Genomic DNA, 20,042 nt, shown 5'->3' with positions numbered 1-20,042 from the left:
CACGCACGAAACGTGCAAGGCAAATACAACAAAAGAGAGTGACGCATGATCAATCCGGATGACGTGGTCAGCCTGTCGCGCCTGCAATTTGGCGCCACGGCCCTGTTCCACTTCCTGTTTGTCCCCCTCACCCTGGGGCTGTCCTGGATCCTGGTGATCGCCGAGTCGGCTTATGTGATGACCGGCAAGGTGATCTATCAGGACATCACCCGCTTCTGGGGCAAACTGTTTGGCATCAACTTCGTCATGGGGGTCACCACGGGGATCACCATGGAGTTTCAGTTCGGCACCAACTGGGCTTACTACTCCCACTATGTGGGGGACATCTTCGGTACCCCGCTGGCCATCGAGGGGCTGATGGCCTTCTTCCTCGAATCGACCCTGGTGGGGCTCTTCTTCTTCGGCTGGGACAAGCTCTCCCGCGGCAAGCATCTGCTGGTGACCATGCTGGTGGCGCTCGGCTCCAATCTCTCGGCACTGTGGATCCTGATCGGCAACGGCTGGATGCAAAACCCGGTGGGGGCCGAGTTCAACCTGCTGACCCAGCGCATGGAGCTGGTGGATATCGCCGCCGTGCTATTCAACCCGGTGGCGCAGGTGAAGTTCGTTCACACCGTCGCGGCGGGCTATGTGGCCGCCTCCATGTTCGTGATGGGGGTGAGCAGCTGGTATCTGCTGCGCAAGACCGAGGTGCAGTTCGCCCTGCGCTCCTTTGCCATTGCTTCCGGTTTCGGGCTGGCGGCCATCCTCTCGGTCATTGTGCTCGGGGATGAGTCGGGCTATCGCACCGGCGAGGTGCAGAAGGTGAAGCTCGCCGCCATCGAGGCAGAGTGGGAGACCGAGCCAGCGCCTGCGTCATTCACCCTGTTCGGCTTCCCGGATCAGCAGGCGGAAACCACCCACGCCGCCATCAAGATCCCGTATCTGATGGGGATCATCGCCACCCGCTCCATCGACGAGGCGGTGACCGGCCTCAAGGATATCAAGGTGCAGAACGAGGCACGCATCCGCAGCGGCATGGTGGCGGCCGAGGCCCTCGACCAGATCCGGCAGGGTGATGACACCCCGGCCAACCGCGCCCGCTTCGAGCAGCACGGCAAGGATCTCGGCTACGGCATGCTGCTCACCCCCTATGCCAGCAATATCGCCAAGGCCGGTGAGGCGGAGATTGCCAAAGCGGTCGATGACTCCATCCCGCCAGTGGCACCGCTGTTCTGGGGCTTTCGGGTGATGGTGGGGCTTGGCGTCACCATGCTGGGGCTGATGGTGGTGAGCTTTGTCCAGCTCTGCCGCAACCGGCTGCAAGACTCGCCGTGCCTGCTCAAGACCCTGCTCTGGAGCATTCCGCTGCCCTGGATTGCCATCGAGGCGGGCTGGCTGGTGGCCGAGCTCGGCCGTCAACCCTGGACCATCAGCGATGTGCTGCCGGTCTCGGCCTCGGTCTCTTTGCTTCAGCCGGGCCAACTCTGGTTCAGCCTCATCGCCATCTGTTCCATCTACACCCTGCTGCTGGTGGTGGAGCTGTTCCTGTTGCGCCATGTGATCCGCAAGGGGCCCGCCATTCTCCATACCGGCCGCTACAGCGGTGAACAACCCGAACTTGCGAGGATCGCCTGATGGATTACGCAACCCTGAAACTCATCTGGTGGGCGCTGGTGCTCTTCATGATGGTCGGTTTTATCGTGATGGATGGCTTCGATCTCGGCATCGCCATGCTGCTGCCGGTGGTGTCGAAAGATGACGACGACCGCCGTCTGGTGATCAACAGCGTGGGGCCGGTGTGGGAGGGTAATCAGGTGTGGCTGATTGCCGGTGCCGGTGCCCTGTTCGCCGCCTGGCCGCTGGTCTATGCCGCCGCCTTCTCGGGGCTTTATATCCCCATGGTGGTGCTGCTGCTCGGGCTCTTTCTGCGTCCGGTCGGCTTTGACTATCGCAGCAAGCTGGCCGATCCGGTGTGGCGCCGCTGGTGGGATCGGGCGCTGGTGGCCGGTGGCCTGATACCGGCGCTCATCCTCGGTGCGGCTATCGGTCTGGTGATGGAGGGGCTGCCGTTTCGCTTCGACACGGCGCTGCGTCTGCACTACGGCGCGTTCGACTTCCACTGGGGCTGGCTGCTCTCGGTGCTGGCCACCGCCATCACCTTGCTGTTGCTGCATGGCGCCGGTTTTCTGCAAGCCAAGGTGACCGGCACCCCTGCGCTGCGCGCACGGGGGATTGCCATCCTGCTGGCCCCGCTGGTGAGCCTCTGCTACCTGCTGGCCGGCTGGCATCTGGTGGATCTGCAAGGGTTTCAGTTGACCGGTATGGGCACGCAACCCTTTGACCCGAATGCCGCCATCAGCCCGCTGATGAAGGGGGTGATCCCCCACGCCGGAGGCTGGCTGCGCAACTACTTTGACTATCCGCTGCTGTGGCTGGTGCCGATCATCGGGACGCTGGCGCCGCTGGTGAGCGGGATTGCCTCCTGGCTGGAGCGGGGCCGAATTGCGCTGCTGGCCAGCGCCATCGCCTGCGCCGCCATGCTCTGCTCGGTGGCCATCGCCCTGTTCCCCTTCGTGCTGCCCTCATCCCTCGATGCGGTCAGCAGCCTGACCCTGTGGGACAGCACCTCCAGTTACAAGACCCTGGCCATCATGTTCGCCCTCGTGCTGGTGCTGATGCCGGTCAACCTGGGCTACACCGGCTGGGTCTATCGAGTGGTGCGCGGCAAGCTCGACCGTGCCCGCATCAAGCGCGACAGCCATCAACTCTACTGACCTCAAGGGATCTGCTATGTGGTACTTCACCTGGATTTTGGGCCTCGGATTCGCCCTGCTGCTGGGCTTGTGCAACCTGCTCTGGCTGGAAGCGCGCTGGCAGGCGGACGAACGGGACGGTAACTGACGGCGGGGGGCTCGCGCCCCGCCATGGCCGGTGGCTGGCGTTCACTCGTCGCCATCGGCCCCTCTCTCCCCCTCTTTAAACGACACACACGACACACTTTCAACCGACAACCAACCGACAGGTAATTGTGATGAAACAGAGATTGAAAGCGGTGGCGCTGGCCATCGGGTGCGCGCTCACCGTCGCCCCGGCCTGTGCCGAACCGGTACAACTGACGCCACTGGATAAAACCTTCACCCTGCAGGTGCTCGGCAGTGGTGGCCCCATCTCCGACGATCTGCGCGCCTCCTCCAGCGAGGTGATCTGGTGGAAGGGGAAATCCCGCATCCTGATCGATGCCGGTGGCGGCGTCTACCTGCGCTTCGGCCAGGCGGGGGCCAAGCTCGAAGAGGTCGATTTTATCGGCATCACCCACTTTCACACCGACCATGTGACCGACCTGCCCGCCCTGCTCAAGGGGGCCTACTTCTTCGAGCGCAGCGATCCGCTGGATCTGGCGGGGCCAGAGGCAGGCTCGGCCTTTCCCAGCATGAGCGGCTACTTTGATGCCCTCTTCAACAAAGACAAGGGCGCTTATGCCTACCTGAGCGGCTTCAAGGATGGCACCGATGGCCTATTCCCCATCACCCTCCATGATGTGCCCTACCAGAGCCCGCAGCCTCACACCGTCTATCAGCAGGATGGGCTGACCATCACCGCGCTCGGCATTCCTCACGGTGACGTGCCCTGTCTGGCCTATCGCATCGAGAGCGCCGAGGGGACCATCGTTATCTCGGCGGATCAGAACGGCAGCAACCCGGCCTTTGTGCCGTTTGCCAAGGGGGCCGACATTCTGGTGATGCCGCTCGCCATCCACGAAGGGGCCGATCCGGTCTCCGCCTCGCTTCACGCCAAGCCATCTGTGGTGGCCAAGATTGCCGCCGAGGTGAATCCCAAGCTGCTGGTGCTGAATCACTGGATGGGGGTTGGCCTCAATCACAAGAAAGAGGCGATGGCCATCGTCAAACAGCAGTTCCACGGTCAGATCGTGGCCGCCCGCGATCTCTCCAGCTACCCCGTTTCATCCGTCAAGGAGTCCGCTCATGAGTAACTCAAGCAGCAACAAAACCACCGGCAAACTGACCCTCTCCATCGCCATGACCAGCCTGATTGCCCTGACCCCGGGGCTGGCGCTGGCGGCCACCCCGAGCGATGCGCCGGTCAAGGCCTCCCCCAGCGAACAGCACGGCGGCAAGTGCGCGGCGGGCAAGTGCGGCACCGAGAAGCGCTTTGAAAAGCAAGCCCTCGACAGTGATCCACAGGGGCGGCTGGTGCGCGCCCGCGATGGCAAGTGTGGCGTGGCGGGCGAGGGGATTGATGGCAATACATCCAGCCAGGGCAGCAAGATGACGGAGGGGGTATGCGGCCAATAAGCTCCCGCAGTCGGGGGATCGGGCTGCGTCAGGAGCATCTGGATGCGCTCTGCGCCGGCCCCGTCCGCCCCGGTATCGACTTTCTCGAGCTGGCGCCGGAGAACTGGATGGCCATCGGCGGCGCCAAGCGGGCGCAGCTGCATCAGCTGGCCGAGCGTTACCCGCTGGTGGCCCACGGTCTCAGCCTCTCCCTCGGCGATTGTCAGCCCCTCAATCGCACTTTGCTCAGCCAGATCCGCACCTTTCTGGACGAGTTCGGCATCGGGATCTACAGCGAGCACCTGAGCTTTTCCCGCGACCAGCAGGGGTATCTTTACGAGCTTTTACCGGTGCCGCGCCAGTGGGAGAACATCCCCTATCTGGCCGAGCGGATCGCGCAGGTGCAGGAGGCGCTGGCCCGTCCGCTGGTGCTGGAAAATATCTCCTACTACCACGGCTATGACCACGAGATGCCGGAGGAGGATTTTCTCGCCGAGCTGGTGGCGCGCAGCGGCTGCGAGCTGCTGCTCGATATCAACAACGTCTTTGTGAACAGCCGCAACCACGGTTACTGCCCCAAGCGGATGATCGCCGGGATGCCGGGCACTGCGATCCGTTACTTCCATATCGCCGGTCATCTGGAAGAGGCAGACGGCACTTTATTGGATACCCATGGTCGTCCGGTCTGTGAGGAGGTGGTAGCGCTGGCCCGTTATACGGTGCAGACCCATGGCCTGCGCCCCCTGTTGCTGGAGCGGGATCACCATCTGCCACCGCTGGCAGAGCTGGAGGCCGAGCTGGCGCGGGTGCACGGCGCCTGTTGCGAGGCGATCGACAGTCAGGTGCGGGAGGTGCGCTATGGATAGACGGTTATCACTGATCACTGCGCCCAAAACGGCGCCGCAGCGGATGCAGCAGCAGACCGCCTGGCTGGCGAGCCGGGTGCGGCTGCCGCAGGATGGCATTGCCTGCCACTATGCCCGCAGCGTGCGCGCCAATGTGGCGTCGGTGCTGGAGAGCGCTTTTCCGCTCACCCACGCTCACTGGGCACCGGTGGACAGGTGGCAACTGGTGGAGGGCTTTGTCATCGCGCACGGCGCCGAGGCCCCCGAGTTTCACCATATCGCCACCGAGTTTGTCCGCTATGTGCAGCATCGCCACAGTGAGGGCTCTCTCAACTGGCCCAGGCAGCGGCTGGCGTTGCTGGAGTACGAGTGGGCCTGCCTCTGTGTCGAGATTGATGAAGGGGTAGTGCCGCAAGTTATATCGGGGGTTGAGGTGACGGCGGAGAGTCCGCTCGGGCTCAATCCCACCCTGCAACTGCTTGAGCTCCCCTTTGCCATCCGTCGCAGCGGCGTGGTGCCGACCCGGCAGGGCAAGCACTTCTATGGCCTGTTTCGCAGCCCGGAGCATCAGGTGGTGACCCAGCGGTTGCGCGAATGGGACGTGGCGCTGATCCAGTTGCTGCAACAGCAGCCGGGGATCACTCAAGCCGCGTTCCTGCAACAGGTACAACAGGTTCGCAGCGACTTTGATCTGAGCGAGTGGGCACGCCATTTTCACCGACTGGGTCTGCTTACCCTGCCCGTTGGCGAGCGCCAGCCCGGCACCCCCTTGCCCCCATTTAGCAAACACCAAGGAGAATTCCCATGAACAACACCCTTATCCAGTGGTACGAGCGGGCGGTGGCCCAGTGCAAGCGGCTCGATTTTCTGGCCCTGCTGGCCATTCGCCTCTATCTCATTCCGGTCATCTATGTGGGGGCCCACTCCAAGGTGATGGGCTTTGCCGGCACGGTCGCCTGGTTTGGCGCCCCGGTCTCGGAAGGGGGGCTCAACCTGCCGTTCCCGACCCTGCTCGCCTTTCTGGCGGCGGGCACCGAGGTGCTGGGCTGCATCTGCATCGCCCTTGGCCTCTTTACCCGCATCATGGCCATTCCCACCATCTTCCTGATGAGCGTGGCGAGCGCCATGGTGCACTGGAAGCACGGCTGGGATGCCATCGCCACCGGCAGCATGGAGGCCACTGTGCGCCTCAACGGCTTTATCGAGTGGCTGGCCGCCAACTTCCCCGGTCGCTACAACTACATCACCGAGCTGGGTGATCCCGTGATGCTCAACAACGGGATGGAGTTTGCCGCCACCTACTTCGTGATGCTGCTGGTGCTGCTGGTTTACGGCGGGGGCCGTTACGTCAGCCTCGACTACTGGCTCAAACGTGCCGTGACCGGCAAAGCAGGCGTGCAACAGGCGGCATAAGACCTGCTAACGGATAACAAAAACCATAACGACAGAGCGTGAAAAACAGCGAGCGGCCGGGTGCCGCTCGCTGTTTTTGTGCTTTGGGGGGGAGAGTGTCAGCTGCGTCAGCCGTTACTGGTAGCGGCCGACCGCGATGGGGGACTCCTGCTCAATCTGGCCAAGGCGCTCGGCCCACTGGGCGAGCCAGGCTTCCCGCTCTTCTTGCGAGACCCGCACCGGGGCATAACAGATATGGGGGCGCAGCACGTCGAAGCCGACAAATTGCAGGATCCCGCGCTGGATGGGGCGCAGCACCCCGTCGATATCACCGTTGAAGCCGTCGGGCAGATAGGTCTCGGCAGGGCCGCCGGTGGTGAGGCTCAGCAACGCCCGCTTGCCGCGAAACTTGCCGCTCTCGTAGATATGACCCTGACCGTAGACCCGCCCCATGGCAAAGACCCGATCCACCCACCCCTTGAGGATGGCTGGCAGGCCAAACCACCAGAGCGGGAACTGGAAGATCAGCAGATCGGCCGCCTCCAGCTTTTGCATCTCCTGCTCCAGCTGCGGGGCGAAGCTACCCTGCTCGGTGGCAGCCAGCTCTTCGAGTTGCAGCTTGAGAAAATCGGGATCGCTGGCGGCAGTGAAGTTGCGCCGATCCGAGACGGGATCAAAGCCCATGGCATAGAGATCGCTGGTCATCACGGTGTGGCCCGCCTGCTCCAGCGCCCTGATGGCGTGGCAGAAGAGGGCACCGTTGAAGCTTTTGGGTTCGGGATGGGCATAGACAATAAGCACCTTCATAACAGACTCCGTGGCAAATGATGCTAGGGGGCAGGCTTGGTTACTGAAACAGTTGCTGAAATGGCTGCCGGGTTGGCGCTGTGTCACAGCATAGAAGCCTGGCGCGCCGATTGCAGCAGGCGCCACGCCCTTGCGTGACGCCTGCTGGCGCAGCCTATGCCTGACAGGCGGCGAGTCGGAGTGCTTCGCGGCGCTCGCTGACATGGGTCAACCCGTAGGCCAGCAGCACGATAAGGGCGCCGATCCAGGGTGTGTGCATCAGGCCGAGGTGCTCTACTACAAAACCACCAACCACAGATCCCAGCGCAATGCCGACGTTGAAGGCGGCAATATTGAGGCCCGATGCCACATCCACTGCCTTGGGGGTGTGCAGTTCGGCCTGCTTCACCACCAGCACCTGCAGACCCGGCACGTTGCCGAAGGCAAAGGCGCCCCACACCAGCACGGTGAGCACGGCCAGCACCGGATGGGGGGCGGTGAAGGTGAGAGCCAGCAGCACCAGCGCCAGACCGGCAAACAGCAGTTTCAGCGCCGGCAATGGGCCCATCTTGTCGGCCAGCTTGCCACCCCAGATATTGCCGACGGCGACCGATATCCCGTACACCAGCAGGATCAGGCTCACCGCACCGGCGCTAAAGCCGCTCACCTGCTGCAGGATGGGGGCGAGGAAGGTAAACGCCGTGAAGGCACCGCCATAACCGAGGGCGGTTTTGGCGTAGACCAGCAGCAGCGGCTTTTTGGTCAGTACCGAGAGTTGCTCGCGGATGGTCGAGGCTGCTCCCTTGGGAAGGTTGCTCGGGATCAGCAGCAGGCTACCCACCATGGCGACGAGGCCGAGCAGGCTTACTACCAGAAAGGTTTCACGCCAGCCAAAGACCTGACCAATCCAGGTGCCGAGCGGTACGCCGGTCACCAGCGCCACGGTAAGGCCGCTGAACATGATGGCGATGGCGCTCGCCGCCTTCTCTTTGGCCACAAGACCTGTGGCGATGGTGCTGCCCACCGAGAAGAAGACTCCGTGGGCCAATCCGGTGAGAATGCGGGCGACGATCAGGCTCTCGTAACCGGGAGCTTGCCAGGCCAGCAGGTTGCCGGCGGTAAAGAGCGCCATCAGCCCTACCAGCAGCCACTTGCGCGGCACTTTGCCGGTCAGCGCTGTGAGCACAGGGGCGCCGATGGCTACCCCAAGGGCATAGAGGCTGACCAACAGGCCCGCGGAGGGGAGCGAGACATTGAGCTGCTGGGCTATGGTGGGGATAAGCCCCACGATCACAAATTCGGTGGTGCCGATCGCAAAGGCACTTAAGGTAAGGGCAAATAACGCCAGTGGCATAACAACTCCTTGGTTAGGGACTCCCGACGGGAGAATGGCGCCAGTATGCCGATGGGTTTTGTTGGCAAAAATGACGGTGACATCAAATTACTTTTGCCAAATCAGCAGCAATAACGCTGAGTGGGATGATGTTTGGGTTGCCCGCTACGCGAGCGTAACGCAGTGATCTACCTCGCAGAACGGGATAAGCGCAGCTCTTTTTCTGAGCTTGCTTAAGCTCCAGTACAAGCTGGTCGCCATAGGATTTTCCCTGTGAAACCCGTGTGTGTTGAACCCATGTGCGCCGGTGTTGTGATGGCCGTGCGTTTTCATCGACAGGCAATAGACAGGCAATACCCAGCTGACAGGTAACATGATGACATTGAATCGACTCTCCTCTCTTTTGCTGCTGTGCGGCGCCTTTGCGGTACAGGCTGGCCAGAGCGATCCCCTCTCTGCCTGGAATGACACGGCGGCCAAGCAGGCGATTACCCGCTGGGTGACCAATGCCACCGATCAGCAGCAGGCCACTTTTATTCCGCCAGAGAAGCGCCATGTGGTGTTTGACAATGACGGCACCCTCTGGCCGGAAGCGCCCATGACCTATCAGCTGCAGTTTGCGATGGATGAGATCAAGCGCCTGGCGCCGGAACACCCGGAGTGGAAGGCCGACCCCATCGTCGCGGCAGTGCTGAACAACGACCTCAAGGCCGTGGCCAAATCGGGGGAGAAGGGGCTCGCCAAGCTGGTGGGACTGACCCACAGCGGCATGACCACCACCGAGTTTGCCGAGCGGGTCACTCGCTGGATCAACAGCAGCAAGGATCCCCGTTTTGGCTGCCACTACGATCAGCTCGGGTATCTGCCGATGAAGCAGCTGCTGGGGTATCTGCGGGATAATGGCTTTCAGACCTGGATTGTCTCCGGCGGCGGCGTCGATTTTATGCGGGTGATGTCCGAGCAGATGTATGGCATCCCGCCCCAGCAGGTGATTGGCTCCTTTACCCTCGGCGAGTTTGCCCTGACCGGGGAGGGCAGCGAGATCCGCAAGACCATGAACGGCGCCTATTTCGATGACAGCAAGGCGAAACCGGCCGCCATTCACCTCTTTATGGGGCAGCGTCCGGTCGGCGCCTTTGGTAACAGCGATGGCGACGTGCCCATGCTGCAATACACTTCGACCAACCCGGATTACCACACTTTCGGCCTGCTGGTGCACCACACCGATGCCAAGCGCGAATACGCCTACGACAGTCATCCACCAGCCAGCGGCAAGCTGATCGACGGGCTGGCACAGGCAAAAGCGCGGGGCTGGGTGGTGGTCGATATGAAATCAGACTGGAATCAGGTGTTCGATCCCGCCCTTTGCCAGAACGCGCCCTGATTGCGGGGCTGTATCTGGCATCAATGTGGCGACTGGACGTTCAGCAAGCGCTGCAAAGCGTGAGGCAAGAAAAGAGACAGGGAGAGCATGATGCTCTCCCTGTTTTATCTGGCTTGCTGGCGAGCCAGCCTTTCTTTCGCGTTAGTCTCACGCCTTTCGCGTCAGTCCCATGCAGGGGCAAAGTCGGGATTGGCGCAGCGCTCGCCCCGATCCAGCGTGGCGATGGCGGCCATCTCCTCGCTGCTCAAGGTGATATCGAGAGCGGCCAGATTGGCAGCCTGATTCTCCCGCTTGGTGGAGCTCGGGATCACTGTCATGCCCTGCGCCAGCAGCCAGGCCAGCGACACCTGCGCCGCCGATACCCCGTGGCGTTTGCCAATCTCTATCAGCAGCGGCTCGCTCAGCACTTTGCCATAGGCGAGCGGCATATAGGCGGTGACGGCGATACCCTGGGCTTTGCAGAACTCGACCACCTTGCGATTTTGCAGCAGGGGATGAACCTCGATCTGTTGGTGAGCGATGGCACCCGGCCCCAAAATCTCGATAGCCTGTTTGAGTTGGGCCACGGTGAAGTTGGAGACCCCGATCTCCCGGGTCAGGCCCCGGGCCTTGGCCTCGGCCAACTGCTCCAGATAGACTGCCATCGGCACCTCATCCTTGGGGGAGGGCCAGTGGATCAGCGCCAGATCCAGATAGTCGGTGCCCAGTTTTTCGAGGCTCACCTCTAGGCTCGGGATCAGCTTGCCCGGGCCAAACTCGCTGGTCCACACCTTGGTGGTCAGGTAGATCTCGTGGCGAGCAACAGTGCTGCGGGTCAGCACGGCGCCGACCTCGGCTTCGTTGTCATAGATCTGGGCGGTATCGATATGGCGATAGCCCAGCTCCAGACCGTTGGTTAGGGTGGCAAGCAGCGGCTCGCCCTTCAGGCGGAAGGTGCCCAGACCCATGGGTGGCATATTGATCATCTCGTTCCTCAATGGGGTGGTGGTTGGCCCTTGATGGGCTAAGTGGAAAGTGGCACAGGGGCCAGTCAGGCGCCCAGCGGCTGATAGCGGCGAATGGTGCTGCTGGCAAACCAGGGCTCGGCCTTGGCGACAAATTCGGTAAAGTGGGGTTGACCCTGATGGGCGGTGAGGGTCGCTTCGCTCTCCCACACCTCGTAGAGCATCCAGCTGTTTGGATTGTCCAAGTCCTGATGCAACTGATAGCGCTGGCAGCCCGCCTCTTGCAAGGTGGCCGCAATCAGCGGCTCAAGGGCGGCGCGAAACTGGGCGGCGAATTCGGGTTTGGCTTCAAGCTGGGCAATCACAATCACGGGTGATGACATCTGAACCTCCTTGGCAAAAACGAAGTGTCAGTATGCCTGCCGTGACTTGCTGGAAACAGGGTGCTGGTCGCAAAACAGTATTGAGGGGAGAGCAGCAATGGGGTAATCCAGGACATATAAGAGGAATACGCTAATGACCTCATTAAACGAATCAACAATTTATTTTTTTAGTTTCTAAGTTTCGACCGATTCTGATTGCAAGCGTCAGGATCTTATGTGCTTCTACATAAGCTTCGATTGTAGGTGATTTGCTGAATGTTCCATCCATCTTAACATCTTGAACTATTGCATCTACTAAATGATGAAAATTAATAATTTGCTTTGATGTTTCATGATCTACCACGCCCAAATATTTACAGTTTTCTTGATATACTCTGGAATAATGAGGTGGGATATCGGAGGCTAATATGTATGTATCATCTGGATTTTCTTTTAAATGAGCAATGGCGTTATTGATACTGTCAAGAAACCCTCTTGTTTCCATTAAGTTAAGTAATGCGGATATCTCGGCAATCAGAGATCTTGTAATTTGTAATGAAAACATTTTCTCTTTTTTACGTTCAATTATGCTAGAAGTAATAGTTGAACTGAACGAACCCAAAACTGCACCGCCAAGGGCTGCAATAACTGGAATCCATTCGTTCGATCCTTTACTTCCAATAGCCTTGATTGATTCAGTTACAAGATTAATTTCTTCTGGGCTCATAGAACACCTTTTATAAAATTTCCATATAGATGGCATGATATTCTACTGTAACTACCTTCAAAATAACACCTTGAAATTTTGATGCAATCTGACAGCCATCTGCATCTGCAATAAAATGTAATAATATTAATGGGGAACTGTGTCTTTAATGCCGTGATTAAGTCAAGAACACGTAATATGAAATGAACACTTCACCTGTTTTTTTCAAAAAACGGCTAGGTGTTTTCTTTTATAAACCTTTCGGATATGTAGTAGAGAACGATATTATGAATAATATGGATGTAGATTGTTTCACTTCGTCCAGTATTATCAGGCGCTAAATAGCTGTTCCGAATAGTAGATCACTGCACTCGTACAGCTTCTACAAGTGACGTTGAGCACGCATCGTGCGCTAAGCCTTGTCACTTCAGGCTTTCTCGCCAGATTGCACAAATGCCTTACGCCACAAGGCTTCCGGCAAGATGGAGCACTATTAGGATCAGTTATTTAGCTTGCACCGACCAGACCGCAAACTCATTGCCGCTGGGCTCAACGAAGTGGAAACGGCAGCCACCGGGGAAGTCAAATAGTGGGCGACTGATGGTGCCACCGTGTTGGCTCACCTTGGCTTGAGTCGCTTCAATATCCGCGCTGTAGAACACCAGCAGGGCGCCGCCCTGAGCTGTCTGGCTGCACTGATCCGCTCGATAGAATCCGCCATCCAGCCCCTCATTGGCAAAGGCGCTGTAGTCGGGGCCGTAATCAACAAACTGCCAGCCAAATACAGCCTGAAAGAATGCCTTGGTCGCGGCGAGATCCCTGGCCGCAAACTCCACATAGTTCAGTTTTTCATGGGCTTTCATTCAGTTCGTCTCCCTCATCATCAGCATCGCTGGGCTCAGCAAGTTGTTCCCACGGTGTCAGTTTAAGTTGCTTGTGCCGTAATCTGAGGACACTGGCCATAATGAGGCCGATTAATCCCGCAAAAAAAGCGGTTTGACGTAGAGCAAATACCAGATCCAATCCCATGGGTTGCCAGCTGAAAAACCACAACAGTACGCTCCAGATCAGTCCAAGGCCGATGCCAAATACCAGAAAGTTGGTAAGCCAGCTCTCGTAATGTGGCGGTTTGACAGACCAACCCAGTTGGCGCAACAACCAGAACAAGGGGGGATTGTAGTTGGCGTGCCATACCCCTTTGCTTGCCAGTTCCTGATGGGCGGCGGCCAGCCGCTCTTCAAATGTCATGGTATTGATCCTTGTGAAATTAAAGGTGCCATACGGTGCTTTTCTGGCTGCATTGTACTGACAAATCGCGGGTATGATGTGGGCTCGCGGTCACGTTCTTTCTCTGTAGAAAAAAAGAACTGGCCTCACCGCACGCTTGCCAATCCACAGCGGCTGCGCCTATAAAGGCCCATAACTCTTGTCCGGATAACAGCAATGAAGACCCATTCTGATGAACTGACCCTGTTTGTGGCGGTGGTGGAGGCGGGCAGTTTTCGCCAGGCGGCGGAGAACCTCGGCATGGACAACTCGGTGGTGAGCCGCGGCATCAAGCGGCTGGAGGAGAAGCTCTCCACCGTTTTGCTCAATCGCACCACCCGCCGGGTCAGTCTGACCGAGGAGGGGAGCTGGTTCTATCAGCGGGCGGTGAAGATCCTGACCGAGATGAGCGAGGCGGAGGGGCATCTGCTGATGCGCCGGGAGCAACCAGAGGGGATCTTGCGGGTAGATGCCGCTACCCCCTTTATTCTGCACCGGCTGGTGCAGATCATCGGCGAGTTTCGCCGTCGCTACCCTGCCATCGAGCTGCAGCTGCACAGCTCGGAGGGCTTTATCAATCTGATGGAGCGGCGGGTGGACATGGCCATCCGCATCGGTGAGCTGACCGACTCCTCCCTGCGTGCGCTGCCGCTGGGCCGTTCGCGGCTGCGGCTGCTGGCCTCTCCCGCTTATTTGAGCGAGCGCGGCACCCCGCGCCAACCGGCGGATCTGCTGAGCGGTCACGAGCTGCTCGGCTTTTTGCATCCCGATCACCTCAACCACTGGCCGCTGCTCAGTGCCGAGCAGGGGGATCGCTTTGCCATCACCCCCAGCCTGCGTGCCAGCAGCGGTGAAACCTTGCGTCAGCTGGCGCTGGCGGGGCAGGGGATTGTCTGTCTGTCGGATTTCATGACCGGGCCGGATCGAGAGAGCGGCGCGCTGGTGGAGGTGCTGGCCCGTAGTAACAGCGGTGCCTCGCGCCCCATCAATGCGGTCTTCTACTCCGATGCCCAGCGGGATATCCGGCTGCGGGTCTGGCTCGATTTTCTTAAAGAGCAGCTTGGCAGCCATACCCTGTAGTTCAGGTTGGTTTGTGCGGTTTGTTTGAACGGTTCGTCGCTGCGGTTTGCTTGGCGAAGAACAAGGGGCGCCTTCGTTGCGGCCCATCAGCATTAGCCAGGCGGCAGATAAACAGACGGCCGACTTGAGGGTCGGCCGCCGGTTCGGGAAGGTGTGTGAGGTGAAGCGGAGTTACTGGGGCAGTTTGCCCCATACCCGGCTGAGCAGGGCGCCGCCGATCACCGGTGGAATGGCCAGCAGTAGGGTCCACTGCCAGGAGAGGCCGCCGACGGTGGCGGCCAGTACGATGCTGGTGAGCACCACCAGTTGGGCCACCATCATCAGGAAGGTGCCTTCGCGGGGGGTCAGGGTCTCTTTTTGAGTGGCGACGTGGGCTACGGGCGCTTGATTGGTGGTCGGTTTCATGGCGATATCCCTCTGTTGAGTCTGATATCACTAAGCAATGGCCATTCCACATTTTTTCATGTTAATTATCAATGTCTTGTGCTCTTGCTCGTTATTCTTGTTTCGAGAGCGCAGGCAAAATGATTTGCAAAATGAAAACGCCACCCTGCGGTGGCGTCTTGGTTATTGAGAGGGAGAGAGGGACGCGCCGGGTCTAGCCAATCCGGTATTGGCGGATCTGCTCATCGATGGCCTTGGCCAGCTCGAACAGCTCGCGACTGGCGGCATTGCTCTCCTGCGCGTGTTCCCGCTGGTGTTCGGCCACCATGGCCAGCTCGTCGAGCGCCGTTCTGGCTTGCCCCATCTGTTGATTCTGCGCCTGCGCCAGCGCGCTGATCTCGTTGATCTCGAGGGCGGTCTGGTTGATCTGGCTGGTGGCATCCACCAGCACCTCTCTGGCCTGATTCATCCGGTTGTATCCCTCTTCGCTCAAGTTGCGGGAGTCTGCCATTGAGCTGCTGGCCTGCCGCGTTCCCTCCTGCAGGCGCAAGATAAGATCCTGCACATCCTTGGTGGCCGTCTGGGTACGCACCGCCAGTTGGCGTACCTCGTCGGCCACCACTGCAAAGCCCCGTCCCATATCCCCTGCCCGGGCCGCTTCGATGGCCGCATTGAGGGCCAGCAGGTTGGTCTGGTTCGAGACATCGCGGATGAGGTTCATGATCTGGGTGATGTTGTTGCTGTCTTTCACCACTTCATCGAGCAGGGCCGAGGAGCTGCCGATGCTGCTGCGCAAGGTGTCGAGTTGCGCGGCGCTTTGGGTCACATCCTGCTCGATGCTGAGCATATGGTTGGCGATGCGTTGGGTTACGTCGTTGACTCCTTCCGAGCGGCTGGCGATCTGCTCGGCGTTGTCGCCGATGGTGGTGACCACAGTGGTCAGCTCCTGAATGCTCTGGGCCTGCTGGCACGCTTCTCCTGCCAGTGCCTGGGCCTGCTGCATGGATTGGGACGACTGCGCAGAGAGGGCGCTGCCTGACTGCTGGAAGCGGGAGAAGCTCTGGTTCAGGCTCTGGATCAGCTGATTGAAACTCTGGGCCATCATTCCCAGCTCCGACTCGTCAGAGAAGTCGAGGCGGGTCGCCAGATCCCGATCGGCGGTGATGTGATGCATGCCATCGGCTGCCTGACGAATGGGGCGACTGATGGAGTGAGCCAGCCAGGCGGATGCCAGCATGGCGATCCCGCCGATGGCGAGCGAGACCATGATGATGAGCTGGCGGGATTCCTGCAGGCCCTCTTCCAGCTCGGCGCTGTTGATCTCGCCAATCAGCAGCCGGTTGAGGGTGGGGATGTAACGCACCGCGATGAGGTAGGTTTGCCCCTCCAGTGTTAGCGCCTCTACGGCCACCTGTTCCCGGGCATTGGGAATAAGCCGCTTGACGGTATCGAGGAAGGATTGCTGGTGGTGGGCGGCCCCCTCCACCTCCTGCTCGGGGTGGATCTCGATATTGCCCTCCATATCCGCCAGATAGACCTGACCACTCTTGCCGATCCGGTAGCCGCTGATGAGCTTGCTCAGGGCGCTCATGTCGATGGAGGTGCCTGCCACCGCTAGGGTCTTGCCCTCGTGGGTGACGGCGGTGTTGATATAGAGGGAGGCGCGCTTGTCAAAATCGGAGATGTCGAGGTTCAGCTCATAGGGTTTGCTGCGTTTGAGAAAGCCGTAAAACCACCCATCTTTCGGGTCTGATTCGCTCAGCGATTTCTGGGCGATGGGGCCGCCGCTGAAGTTGATCAGGGTGTTGCTCTGGCGGGGTGCGATAAAGACGTTGCCGCCGATCCGCCGTTGCAGATCCTGAAAGTAACGCTCCATGGCGGGCCACTCTTGCTCTGGCATGCCAGCGGTCAGCCAGTCGATGACAAAGCGGTTGCTGGCCAGCGCCTGCGCCTCGGTCAGGTGCTGGATAAGCTGCGCTGTCAGCTGGTTGGCAATGCGATCCACGCTGCTTGGCAGCTCGTAGCGTTCGACCCGCTGCTGGGCCTGACTGTGGGATATCTGCTCGAGGATCAAGGTGATGCAGCTGATGGCGATGGCCATCAGTATCGCTACGCCAGCGAGGATCCGGGTGCGGATCCCGAGCCCTGACCAGAGTGAGTGCAGTGTAAAACGGTGTATCGCCCTCTCCATATCGCTCTCCTCATAAATAAGGTCGCATATGCGACCCAGATGATGATTATAGATAGAGAACTCAATTGCGTTGTGATGGATGGTGACAACAGAGGGCGGCAGAAAAACAGGAGGGAGCAATGAGCGGGGAAGGGGGCAGAAAGCGGCAAGGGAAAGCATAAAAAGAGAGGCCGACATTGCGGTCGGCCTCTCTGGTGTTTATCTCAACGGAATGTCGGGTGCCCGATCAATCCTCTTCAGCCCAACGGCGTGAACGCTCAACCGCTTTTTGCCAGCCGCTGTAACGTTTGGCGCGATCGTCTCTGTCCATCTGCGGGATGAACTCGCGGTCCACGCTGAACTTGTCTTCCAGCTCGTCCGAGCTCTTCCAGAAGCCGACTGCCAGACCAGCCAGGAAGGCGGCGCCCATGGCGGTAGTCTCGATGCGGGTCGGACGTACCACCGGGGTGTGCATCATGTCAGCCTGGAACTGCATCAGGAAGTCGTTGGCTACGGCGCCGCCGTCGACTTTCAGCGCAGCCAGCTTGATGCCGGAGTCCTGCTGCATGGCATCCAGCACATCGCGGCTCTGATAGGCGATGGATTCCAGCGCTGCACGGATGATGTGGTTGCGGTTGGCGCCACGGGTCAGGCCGACCATGGTGCCACGAGCATACGGATCCCAGTAGGGCGCACCCAGACCGACGAAGGCCGGCACCAGATAGACGCCGTTGGTATCGCCCACCTTGGAGGCGAAGTAGTCGGTGTCGCGGGCATCGTGAATGATCTTCAGCTCGTCACGCAGCCACTGGATGGTGGCGCCGCCCATAAACACCGCACCTTCCAGCGCGTAGTTCACTTCCCCTTTCGGGCCGATGGCGACGGTGGTCAGCAGGCCGTTGCTGGAGCGAACCGGCTCGGTACCGGTGTTCATCAGCATAAAGCAGCCGGTGCCGTAGGTGTTCTTGGCCATCCCTTTCTCAAAGCAGAGCTGGCCGAACAGGGCAGACTGCTGGTCACCGGCGATACCGGCGATGGGGATGCGGGAGCCGCCGCCACGGGTGGTGTAGCCGTAGACTTCGGAAGAGGGTTTCACTTCCGGCAGCATGGACATGGGGATGCCCAGCTCGTCCAGCATCTTCTCGTCCCACTTCAGCTCGCGGATGTTGTAGAGCATGGTACGGGAAGCGTTGGTCGGGTCAGTGACGTGCACTTCGCCATTGGTCATCTTCCAGACCAGCCAGGTATCGATGGTGCCGAACAGCAGTTCGCCGTTCATCGCCTTCTCGCGGGCACCTTCCACGTTGTCGAGGATCCACTTCACCTTGGTACCGGAGAAGTAGGCATCCAGCACCAGACCGGTGTTCTCGCGAACGTACTCTTCCAGACCGCGTGCTTTCAGCTCCTCGCAGATGGCGGCGGTGCGGCGGCACTGCCAGACGATGGCGTTGTAGATGGGCTTGCCGGTGGCCTTTTCCCAGACAACGGTGGTTTCACGCTGGTTGGTGATACCGATGGCGGCGATCTCTTCGCTGCGCAGGCCGGTCTTGGCCAGTACTTCGGTAAAGACGGAGGATTGGGTCGCCCAGATCTCCATCGGGTCGTGCTCTACCCAGCCCGCTTTCGGGTAGTGCTGGGTGAATTCGCGCTGGGAGGTACCGACAATGTTGGCATCCTGATCAAACACGATGGCGCGGGAAGAGGTGGTTCCCTGGTCCAGAGCGACGACATATTTCTTTTCAGCAGACATGATGTTCTCCACGTTTCTATTTTCCACGTTTTTATACGTTGGAGGGGCCGCTCTTATGCGGCAGCCTCTTCTTTGGCGGTTTGGGTCGCTTGCTCGGTGGTGACGACACGGTTGCCCGGGACGCAGGGAGCCAGCACTTTGACATACAGAGCGGTACCAATCTGGGCGCCAACGATGGGGCCAAGGATCGGAACCCAGAAGTAGGGGTTGTCACGACCACCGGTCAGGGCAACATCACCCCAGCCAGCAAAGAACGCGAACAGTTTCGGACCAAAGTCACGGGCCGGGTTCATGGCAAAACCGGTTAACGGGCCAAGGGAGGCGCCGATCACCGCGATCAGGATACCGATCAGCAGAGCGGCTGCGAAACCTTTGGGAGCGCCGTTGTTGTTGTCACCCAGCGCCATGATGCCCAGCATCAGGACGGCAGTGATCACCAGCTCGACGGCAAAAGCTTGCATATTGGTCAGCAGGGCATTGGGATAGGTGGAGAAGATCCCGGCGGTGCCGAGGCTCTCGACGCTGCCGCGCACCACGTTATGGGTCACTTCCCACTGGGTGAAAAGGTTACCATAAAGGAAGTAGACAAGGGCCGCGAAGCAGAAGGCACCGGCTATCTGGGCGATGATGTAGGGGACCACCTTGCGCTTGTCGAAACCGCAGAAGGTCATCAGCGCCAGGGTTACAGCCGGGTTCAGGTGAGCACCTGAAATGCCGCCGGTCACATAGATGGCGATGGCCACACCCAGACCCCAGGTAATGGAGATTTCCCACTGCCCGAAGTTGGCGCCTGCCAGCACCAGTGCCGCCACACATCCGACGCCGAAAAATATCAGCAGGCCGGTTCCGATAAACTCGGCGATGCACTCGCCAAGCAGGGTATTGGGTCTTTGTATGCTCATACTTTTGTTCCTTATATCCACCCGTAGAGGTTTGATGTTCCGTTTTATCTTTTTGTGTCTATCCGTTGCTGCCGAAAACGTTTCCTTGTTGTTTTTGCGTCTTGCGCAAACGTTATGCTCGTTTGCGCTCGTTATCGGTCGTGACAGAAAATAACCCTTCCCAATAATTTCACCATCCCCCCTCCATAGGAAATGTGGACAAGATCCCACTCATTGCTAAGAAAATGTGACGTAAAGCATCTTGATTACCGCTAGTTACCACTTAGGGGGTAGCTCGCAACCCTTGTCACACAAGGGCTGACGCTTGCTGAGTGATTTCTCATTTGGAGCTTTTATTTGTAATAAAACTGCAATATTTGAGCATGCATCACAGATTAAATGAGCGCATATGAGCACAATAGGCTCGCTTACGAATTAGTGGACTCACATGATTCGTTGGAATGGTCAGGGCATCCTCAACCGCC

Annotated in this window: 21 protein-coding genes; 10 read left to right on the top strand and 11 right to left on the bottom strand. The window is 59.4% G+C overall.

Translation table 11 applies throughout. The annotated features are described in order from the left end of the window. Positions 1-45: 45 nt before the first annotated feature. From WBR25_RS12940 to WBR25_RS12905, 8 genes are all read left to right on the top strand, one after another. Positions 46-1,617 carry a cytochrome ubiquinol oxidase subunit I gene (locus WBR25_RS12940; protein ID WP_479748173.1) on the top strand — a complete coding sequence of 524 codons (1,572 nt, stop codon included), beginning with the start codon at positions 46-48 and terminating at the stop codon, positions 1,615-1,617. Continuing rightward, positions 1,617-2,756 (top strand): cytochrome d ubiquinol oxidase subunit II, encoded by a 1,140-nt coding sequence (gene cydB / locus WBR25_RS12935; RefSeq protein ID WP_479748171.1) that lies wholly within the window; start codon positions 1,617-1,619, stop codon positions 2,754-2,756. Before WBR25_RS12940 ends, cydB begins: the two co-directional genes overlap by 1 nt. Positions 2,757-2,772: 16 nt before the next feature. Further along, positions 2,773-2,883: a cytochrome bd-I oxidase subunit CydX gene (cydX, locus tag WBR25_RS12930; RefSeq protein ID WP_005337572.1), complete on the top strand. Its 111-nt coding sequence runs from the start codon at positions 2,773-2,775 to the stop codon at positions 2,881-2,883. A 130-nt stretch (positions 2,884-3,013) separates the two neighbouring features. After that, positions 3,014-3,973 (top strand): MBL fold metallo-hydrolase, encoded by a 960-nt coding sequence (locus WBR25_RS12925; RefSeq protein ID WP_042081514.1) that lies wholly within the window; start codon positions 3,014-3,016, stop codon positions 3,971-3,973. Beyond that, the gene (locus WBR25_RS12920) at positions 3,966-4,295 is read left to right on the top strand and encodes a hypothetical protein (protein ID WP_227094832.1); all 330 of its coding nucleotides are present in this window, start codon (positions 3,966-3,968) and stop codon (positions 4,293-4,295) included. The genes WBR25_RS12925 and WBR25_RS12920 overlap by 8 nt, the downstream gene beginning before the upstream one ends. After that, positions 4,283-5,140 carry an MbnB/TglH/ChrH family RiPP precursor modification enzyme gene (locus WBR25_RS12915; RefSeq protein WP_479748169.1) on the top strand — a complete coding sequence of 286 codons (858 nt, stop codon included), beginning with the start codon at positions 4,283-4,285 and terminating at the stop codon, positions 5,138-5,140. Before WBR25_RS12920 ends, WBR25_RS12915 begins: the two co-directional genes overlap by 13 nt. After that, positions 5,133-5,927 (top strand): HvfC family peptide modification chaperone, encoded by a 795-nt coding sequence (locus WBR25_RS12910; RefSeq protein ID WP_429106789.1) that lies wholly within the window; start codon positions 5,133-5,135, stop codon positions 5,925-5,927. Before WBR25_RS12915 ends, WBR25_RS12910 begins: the two co-directional genes overlap by 8 nt. Then, entirely contained in the window at positions 5,924-6,532 is a 609-nt protein-coding gene (locus WBR25_RS12905) for an HvfX family Cu-binding RiPP maturation protein (RefSeq protein ID WP_005337566.1), read from the top strand. Before WBR25_RS12910 ends, WBR25_RS12905 begins: the two co-directional genes overlap by 4 nt. A 114-nt stretch (positions 6,533-6,646) precedes the next feature. On the opposite strand, the gene WBR25_RS12900 is transcribed toward WBR25_RS12905, so the two are convergent. Both WBR25_RS12900 and WBR25_RS12895 read right to left on the bottom strand, forming a co-directional pair. Continuing rightward, complete coding sequence (locus tag WBR25_RS12900) at positions 6,647-7,318, bottom strand: NAD(P)H-dependent oxidoreductase (protein ID WP_005359664.1); 672 nt, start codon at positions 7,316-7,318, stop codon at positions 6,647-6,649. Positions 7,319-7,472: 154 nt separating this feature from the next. Then, positions 7,473-8,651 carry an MFS transporter gene (locus WBR25_RS12895; protein ID WP_302245520.1) on the bottom strand — a complete coding sequence of 393 codons (1,179 nt, stop codon included), beginning with the start codon at positions 8,649-8,651 and terminating at the stop codon, positions 7,473-7,475. 352 nt (positions 8,652-9,003) lie between these two features. Between WBR25_RS12895 and WBR25_RS12890 the strand changes: the two genes are divergently transcribed. Beyond that, a complete protein-coding gene (locus tag WBR25_RS12890; RefSeq protein ID WP_335816995.1) occupies positions 9,004-10,014 on the top strand; it encodes an HAD family hydrolase in 1,011 nt (336 codons plus the stop codon). Positions 10,015-10,175: 161 nt separating this feature from the next. Here WBR25_RS12890 and dkgB read toward each other — a convergent pair whose 3' ends face one another. The 5 genes from dkgB to WBR25_RS12865 all read right to left on the bottom strand — a co-directional run bounded on the left by dkgB (position 10,176) and on the right by WBR25_RS12865 (position 13,274). Further along, positions 10,176-10,979: a 2,5-didehydrogluconate reductase DkgB gene (dkgB, locus tag WBR25_RS12885; protein WP_302245518.1), complete on the bottom strand. Its 804-nt coding sequence runs from the start codon at positions 10,977-10,979 to the stop codon at positions 10,176-10,178. 65 nt (positions 10,980-11,044) lie between these two features. Then, on the bottom strand, positions 11,045-11,341 hold the full coding sequence (locus WBR25_RS12880; RefSeq protein WP_302245517.1) for a putative quinol monooxygenase: 297 nt from the start codon (positions 11,339-11,341) through the stop codon (positions 11,045-11,047). A gap of 151 nt (positions 11,342-11,492) precedes the next feature. Continuing rightward, positions 11,493-12,047, bottom strand: coding sequence for a hypothetical protein (locus tag WBR25_RS12875; RefSeq protein WP_421283819.1), 555 nt, complete (start codon positions 12,045-12,047; stop codon positions 11,493-11,495). 482 nt (positions 12,048-12,529) lie between these two features. Continuing rightward, the gene (locus tag WBR25_RS12870) at positions 12,530-12,889 is read right to left on the bottom strand and encodes a VOC family protein (protein WP_429106788.1); all 360 of its coding nucleotides are present in this window, start codon (positions 12,887-12,889) and stop codon (positions 12,530-12,532) included. Next, the gene (locus WBR25_RS12865) at positions 12,876-13,274 is read right to left on the bottom strand and encodes a DUF6404 family protein (protein WP_429106787.1); all 399 of its coding nucleotides are present in this window, start codon (positions 13,272-13,274) and stop codon (positions 12,876-12,878) included. The genes WBR25_RS12870 and WBR25_RS12865 overlap by 14 nt, the downstream gene beginning before the upstream one ends. Before the next feature lie 195 nt (positions 13,275-13,469). Between WBR25_RS12865 and WBR25_RS12860 the strand changes: the two genes are divergently transcribed. Next, positions 13,470-14,372, top strand: coding sequence for a LysR substrate-binding domain-containing protein (locus WBR25_RS12860; protein WP_429106786.1), 903 nt, complete (start codon positions 13,470-13,472; stop codon positions 14,370-14,372). Positions 14,373-14,543: 171 nt separating this feature from the next. On the opposite strand, the gene WBR25_RS12855 is transcribed toward WBR25_RS12860, so the two are convergent. The 4 genes from WBR25_RS12855 to WBR25_RS12840 all read right to left on the bottom strand — a co-directional run bounded on the left by WBR25_RS12855 (position 14,544) and on the right by WBR25_RS12840 (position 19,578). Then, complete coding sequence (locus WBR25_RS12855; protein ID WP_479748166.1) at positions 14,544-14,777, bottom strand: hypothetical protein; 234 nt, start codon at positions 14,775-14,777, stop codon at positions 14,544-14,546. A gap of 193 nt (positions 14,778-14,970) precedes the next feature. Then, positions 14,971-16,947, bottom strand: coding sequence for a methyl-accepting chemotaxis protein (locus WBR25_RS12850; protein WP_201939099.1), 1,977 nt, complete (start codon positions 16,945-16,947; stop codon positions 14,971-14,973). 226 nt (positions 16,948-17,173) lie between these two features. Further along, positions 17,174-18,676, bottom strand: a complete 1,503-nt coding sequence (glpK, locus tag WBR25_RS12845; RefSeq protein WP_005337546.1) for a glycerol kinase GlpK — start codon at positions 18,674-18,676, stop codon at positions 17,174-17,176. Positions 18,677-18,729: 53 nt separating this feature from the next. After that, positions 18,730-19,578 (bottom strand): MIP/aquaporin family protein, encoded by an 849-nt coding sequence (locus WBR25_RS12840; RefSeq protein WP_005337544.1) that lies wholly within the window; start codon positions 19,576-19,578, stop codon positions 18,730-18,732. Positions 19,579-20,042: the final 464 nt, after the last annotated feature.

It is taken from the genome of Aeromonas sp. MTB (assembly GCF_056632455.1).
The sequence above is the reverse complement of the archived record's forward strand: the minus strand, read 5'-3'. Positions and strand labels throughout refer to the sequence as shown.

Coding starts and splice junctions, on each gene's coding strand:
- WBR25_RS12940 (WP_479748173.1), top strand. CDS start 46: ATGATCAATCCGGATGACGTGGTCAGCCTGTCGCGCCTGCAATTTGGC.
- cydB (WP_479748171.1), top strand. CDS start 1,617: ATGGATTACGCAACCCTGAAACTCATCTGGTGGGCGCTGGTGCTCTTC.
- cydX (WP_005337572.1), top strand. CDS start 2,773: ATGTGGTACTTCACCTGGATTTTGGGCCTCGGATTCGCCCTGCTGCTG.
- WBR25_RS12925 (WP_042081514.1), top strand. CDS start 3,014: ATGAAACAGAGATTGAAAGCGGTGGCGCTGGCCATCGGGTGCGCGCTC.
- WBR25_RS12920 (WP_227094832.1), top strand. CDS start 3,966: ATGAGTAACTCAAGCAGCAACAAAACCACCGGCAAACTGACCCTCTCC.
- WBR25_RS12915 (WP_479748169.1), top strand. CDS start 4,283: ATGCGGCCAATAAGCTCCCGCAGTCGGGGGATCGGGCTGCGTCAGGAG.
- WBR25_RS12910 (WP_429106789.1), top strand. CDS start 5,133: ATGGATAGACGGTTATCACTGATCACTGCGCCCAAAACGGCGCCGCAG.
- WBR25_RS12905 (WP_005337566.1), top strand. CDS start 5,924: ATGAACAACACCCTTATCCAGTGGTACGAGCGGGCGGTGGCCCAGTGC.
- WBR25_RS12900 (WP_005359664.1), bottom strand. CDS start 7,318: ATGAAGGTGCTTATTGTCTATGCCCATCCCGAACCCAAAAGCTTCAAC.
- WBR25_RS12895 (WP_302245520.1), bottom strand. CDS start 8,651: ATGCCACTGGCGTTATTTGCCCTTACCTTAAGTGCCTTTGCGATCGGC.
- WBR25_RS12890 (WP_335816995.1), top strand. CDS start 9,004: ATGATGACATTGAATCGACTCTCCTCTCTTTTGCTGCTGTGCGGCGCC.
- dkgB (WP_302245518.1), bottom strand. CDS start 10,979: ATGATCAATATGCCACCCATGGGTCTGGGCACCTTCCGCCTGAAGGGC.
- WBR25_RS12880 (WP_302245517.1), bottom strand. CDS start 11,341: ATGTCATCACCCGTGATTGTGATTGCCCAGCTTGAAGCCAAACCCGAA.
- WBR25_RS12875 (WP_421283819.1), bottom strand. CDS start 12,047: ATGAGCCCAGAAGAAATTAATCTTGTAACTGAATCAATCAAGGCTATT.
- WBR25_RS12870 (WP_429106788.1), bottom strand. CDS start 12,889: ATGAAAGCCCATGAAAAACTGAACTATGTGGAGTTTGCGGCCAGGGAT.
- WBR25_RS12865 (WP_429106787.1), bottom strand. CDS start 13,274: ATGACATTTGAAGAGCGGCTGGCCGCCGCCCATCAGGAACTGGCAAGC.
- WBR25_RS12860 (WP_429106786.1), top strand. CDS start 13,470: ATGAAGACCCATTCTGATGAACTGACCCTGTTTGTGGCGGTGGTGGAG.
- WBR25_RS12855 (WP_479748166.1), bottom strand. CDS start 14,777: ATGAAACCGACCACCAATCAAGCGCCCGTAGCCCACGTCGCCACTCAA.
- WBR25_RS12850 (WP_201939099.1), bottom strand. CDS start 16,947: ATGGAGAGGGCGATACACCGTTTTACACTGCACTCACTCTGGTCAGGG.
- glpK (WP_005337546.1), bottom strand. CDS start 18,676: ATGTCTGCTGAAAAGAAATATGTCGTCGCTCTGGACCAGGGAACCACC.
- WBR25_RS12840 (WP_005337544.1), bottom strand. CDS start 19,578: ATGAGCATACAAAGACCCAATACCCTGCTTGGCGAGTGCATCGCCGAG.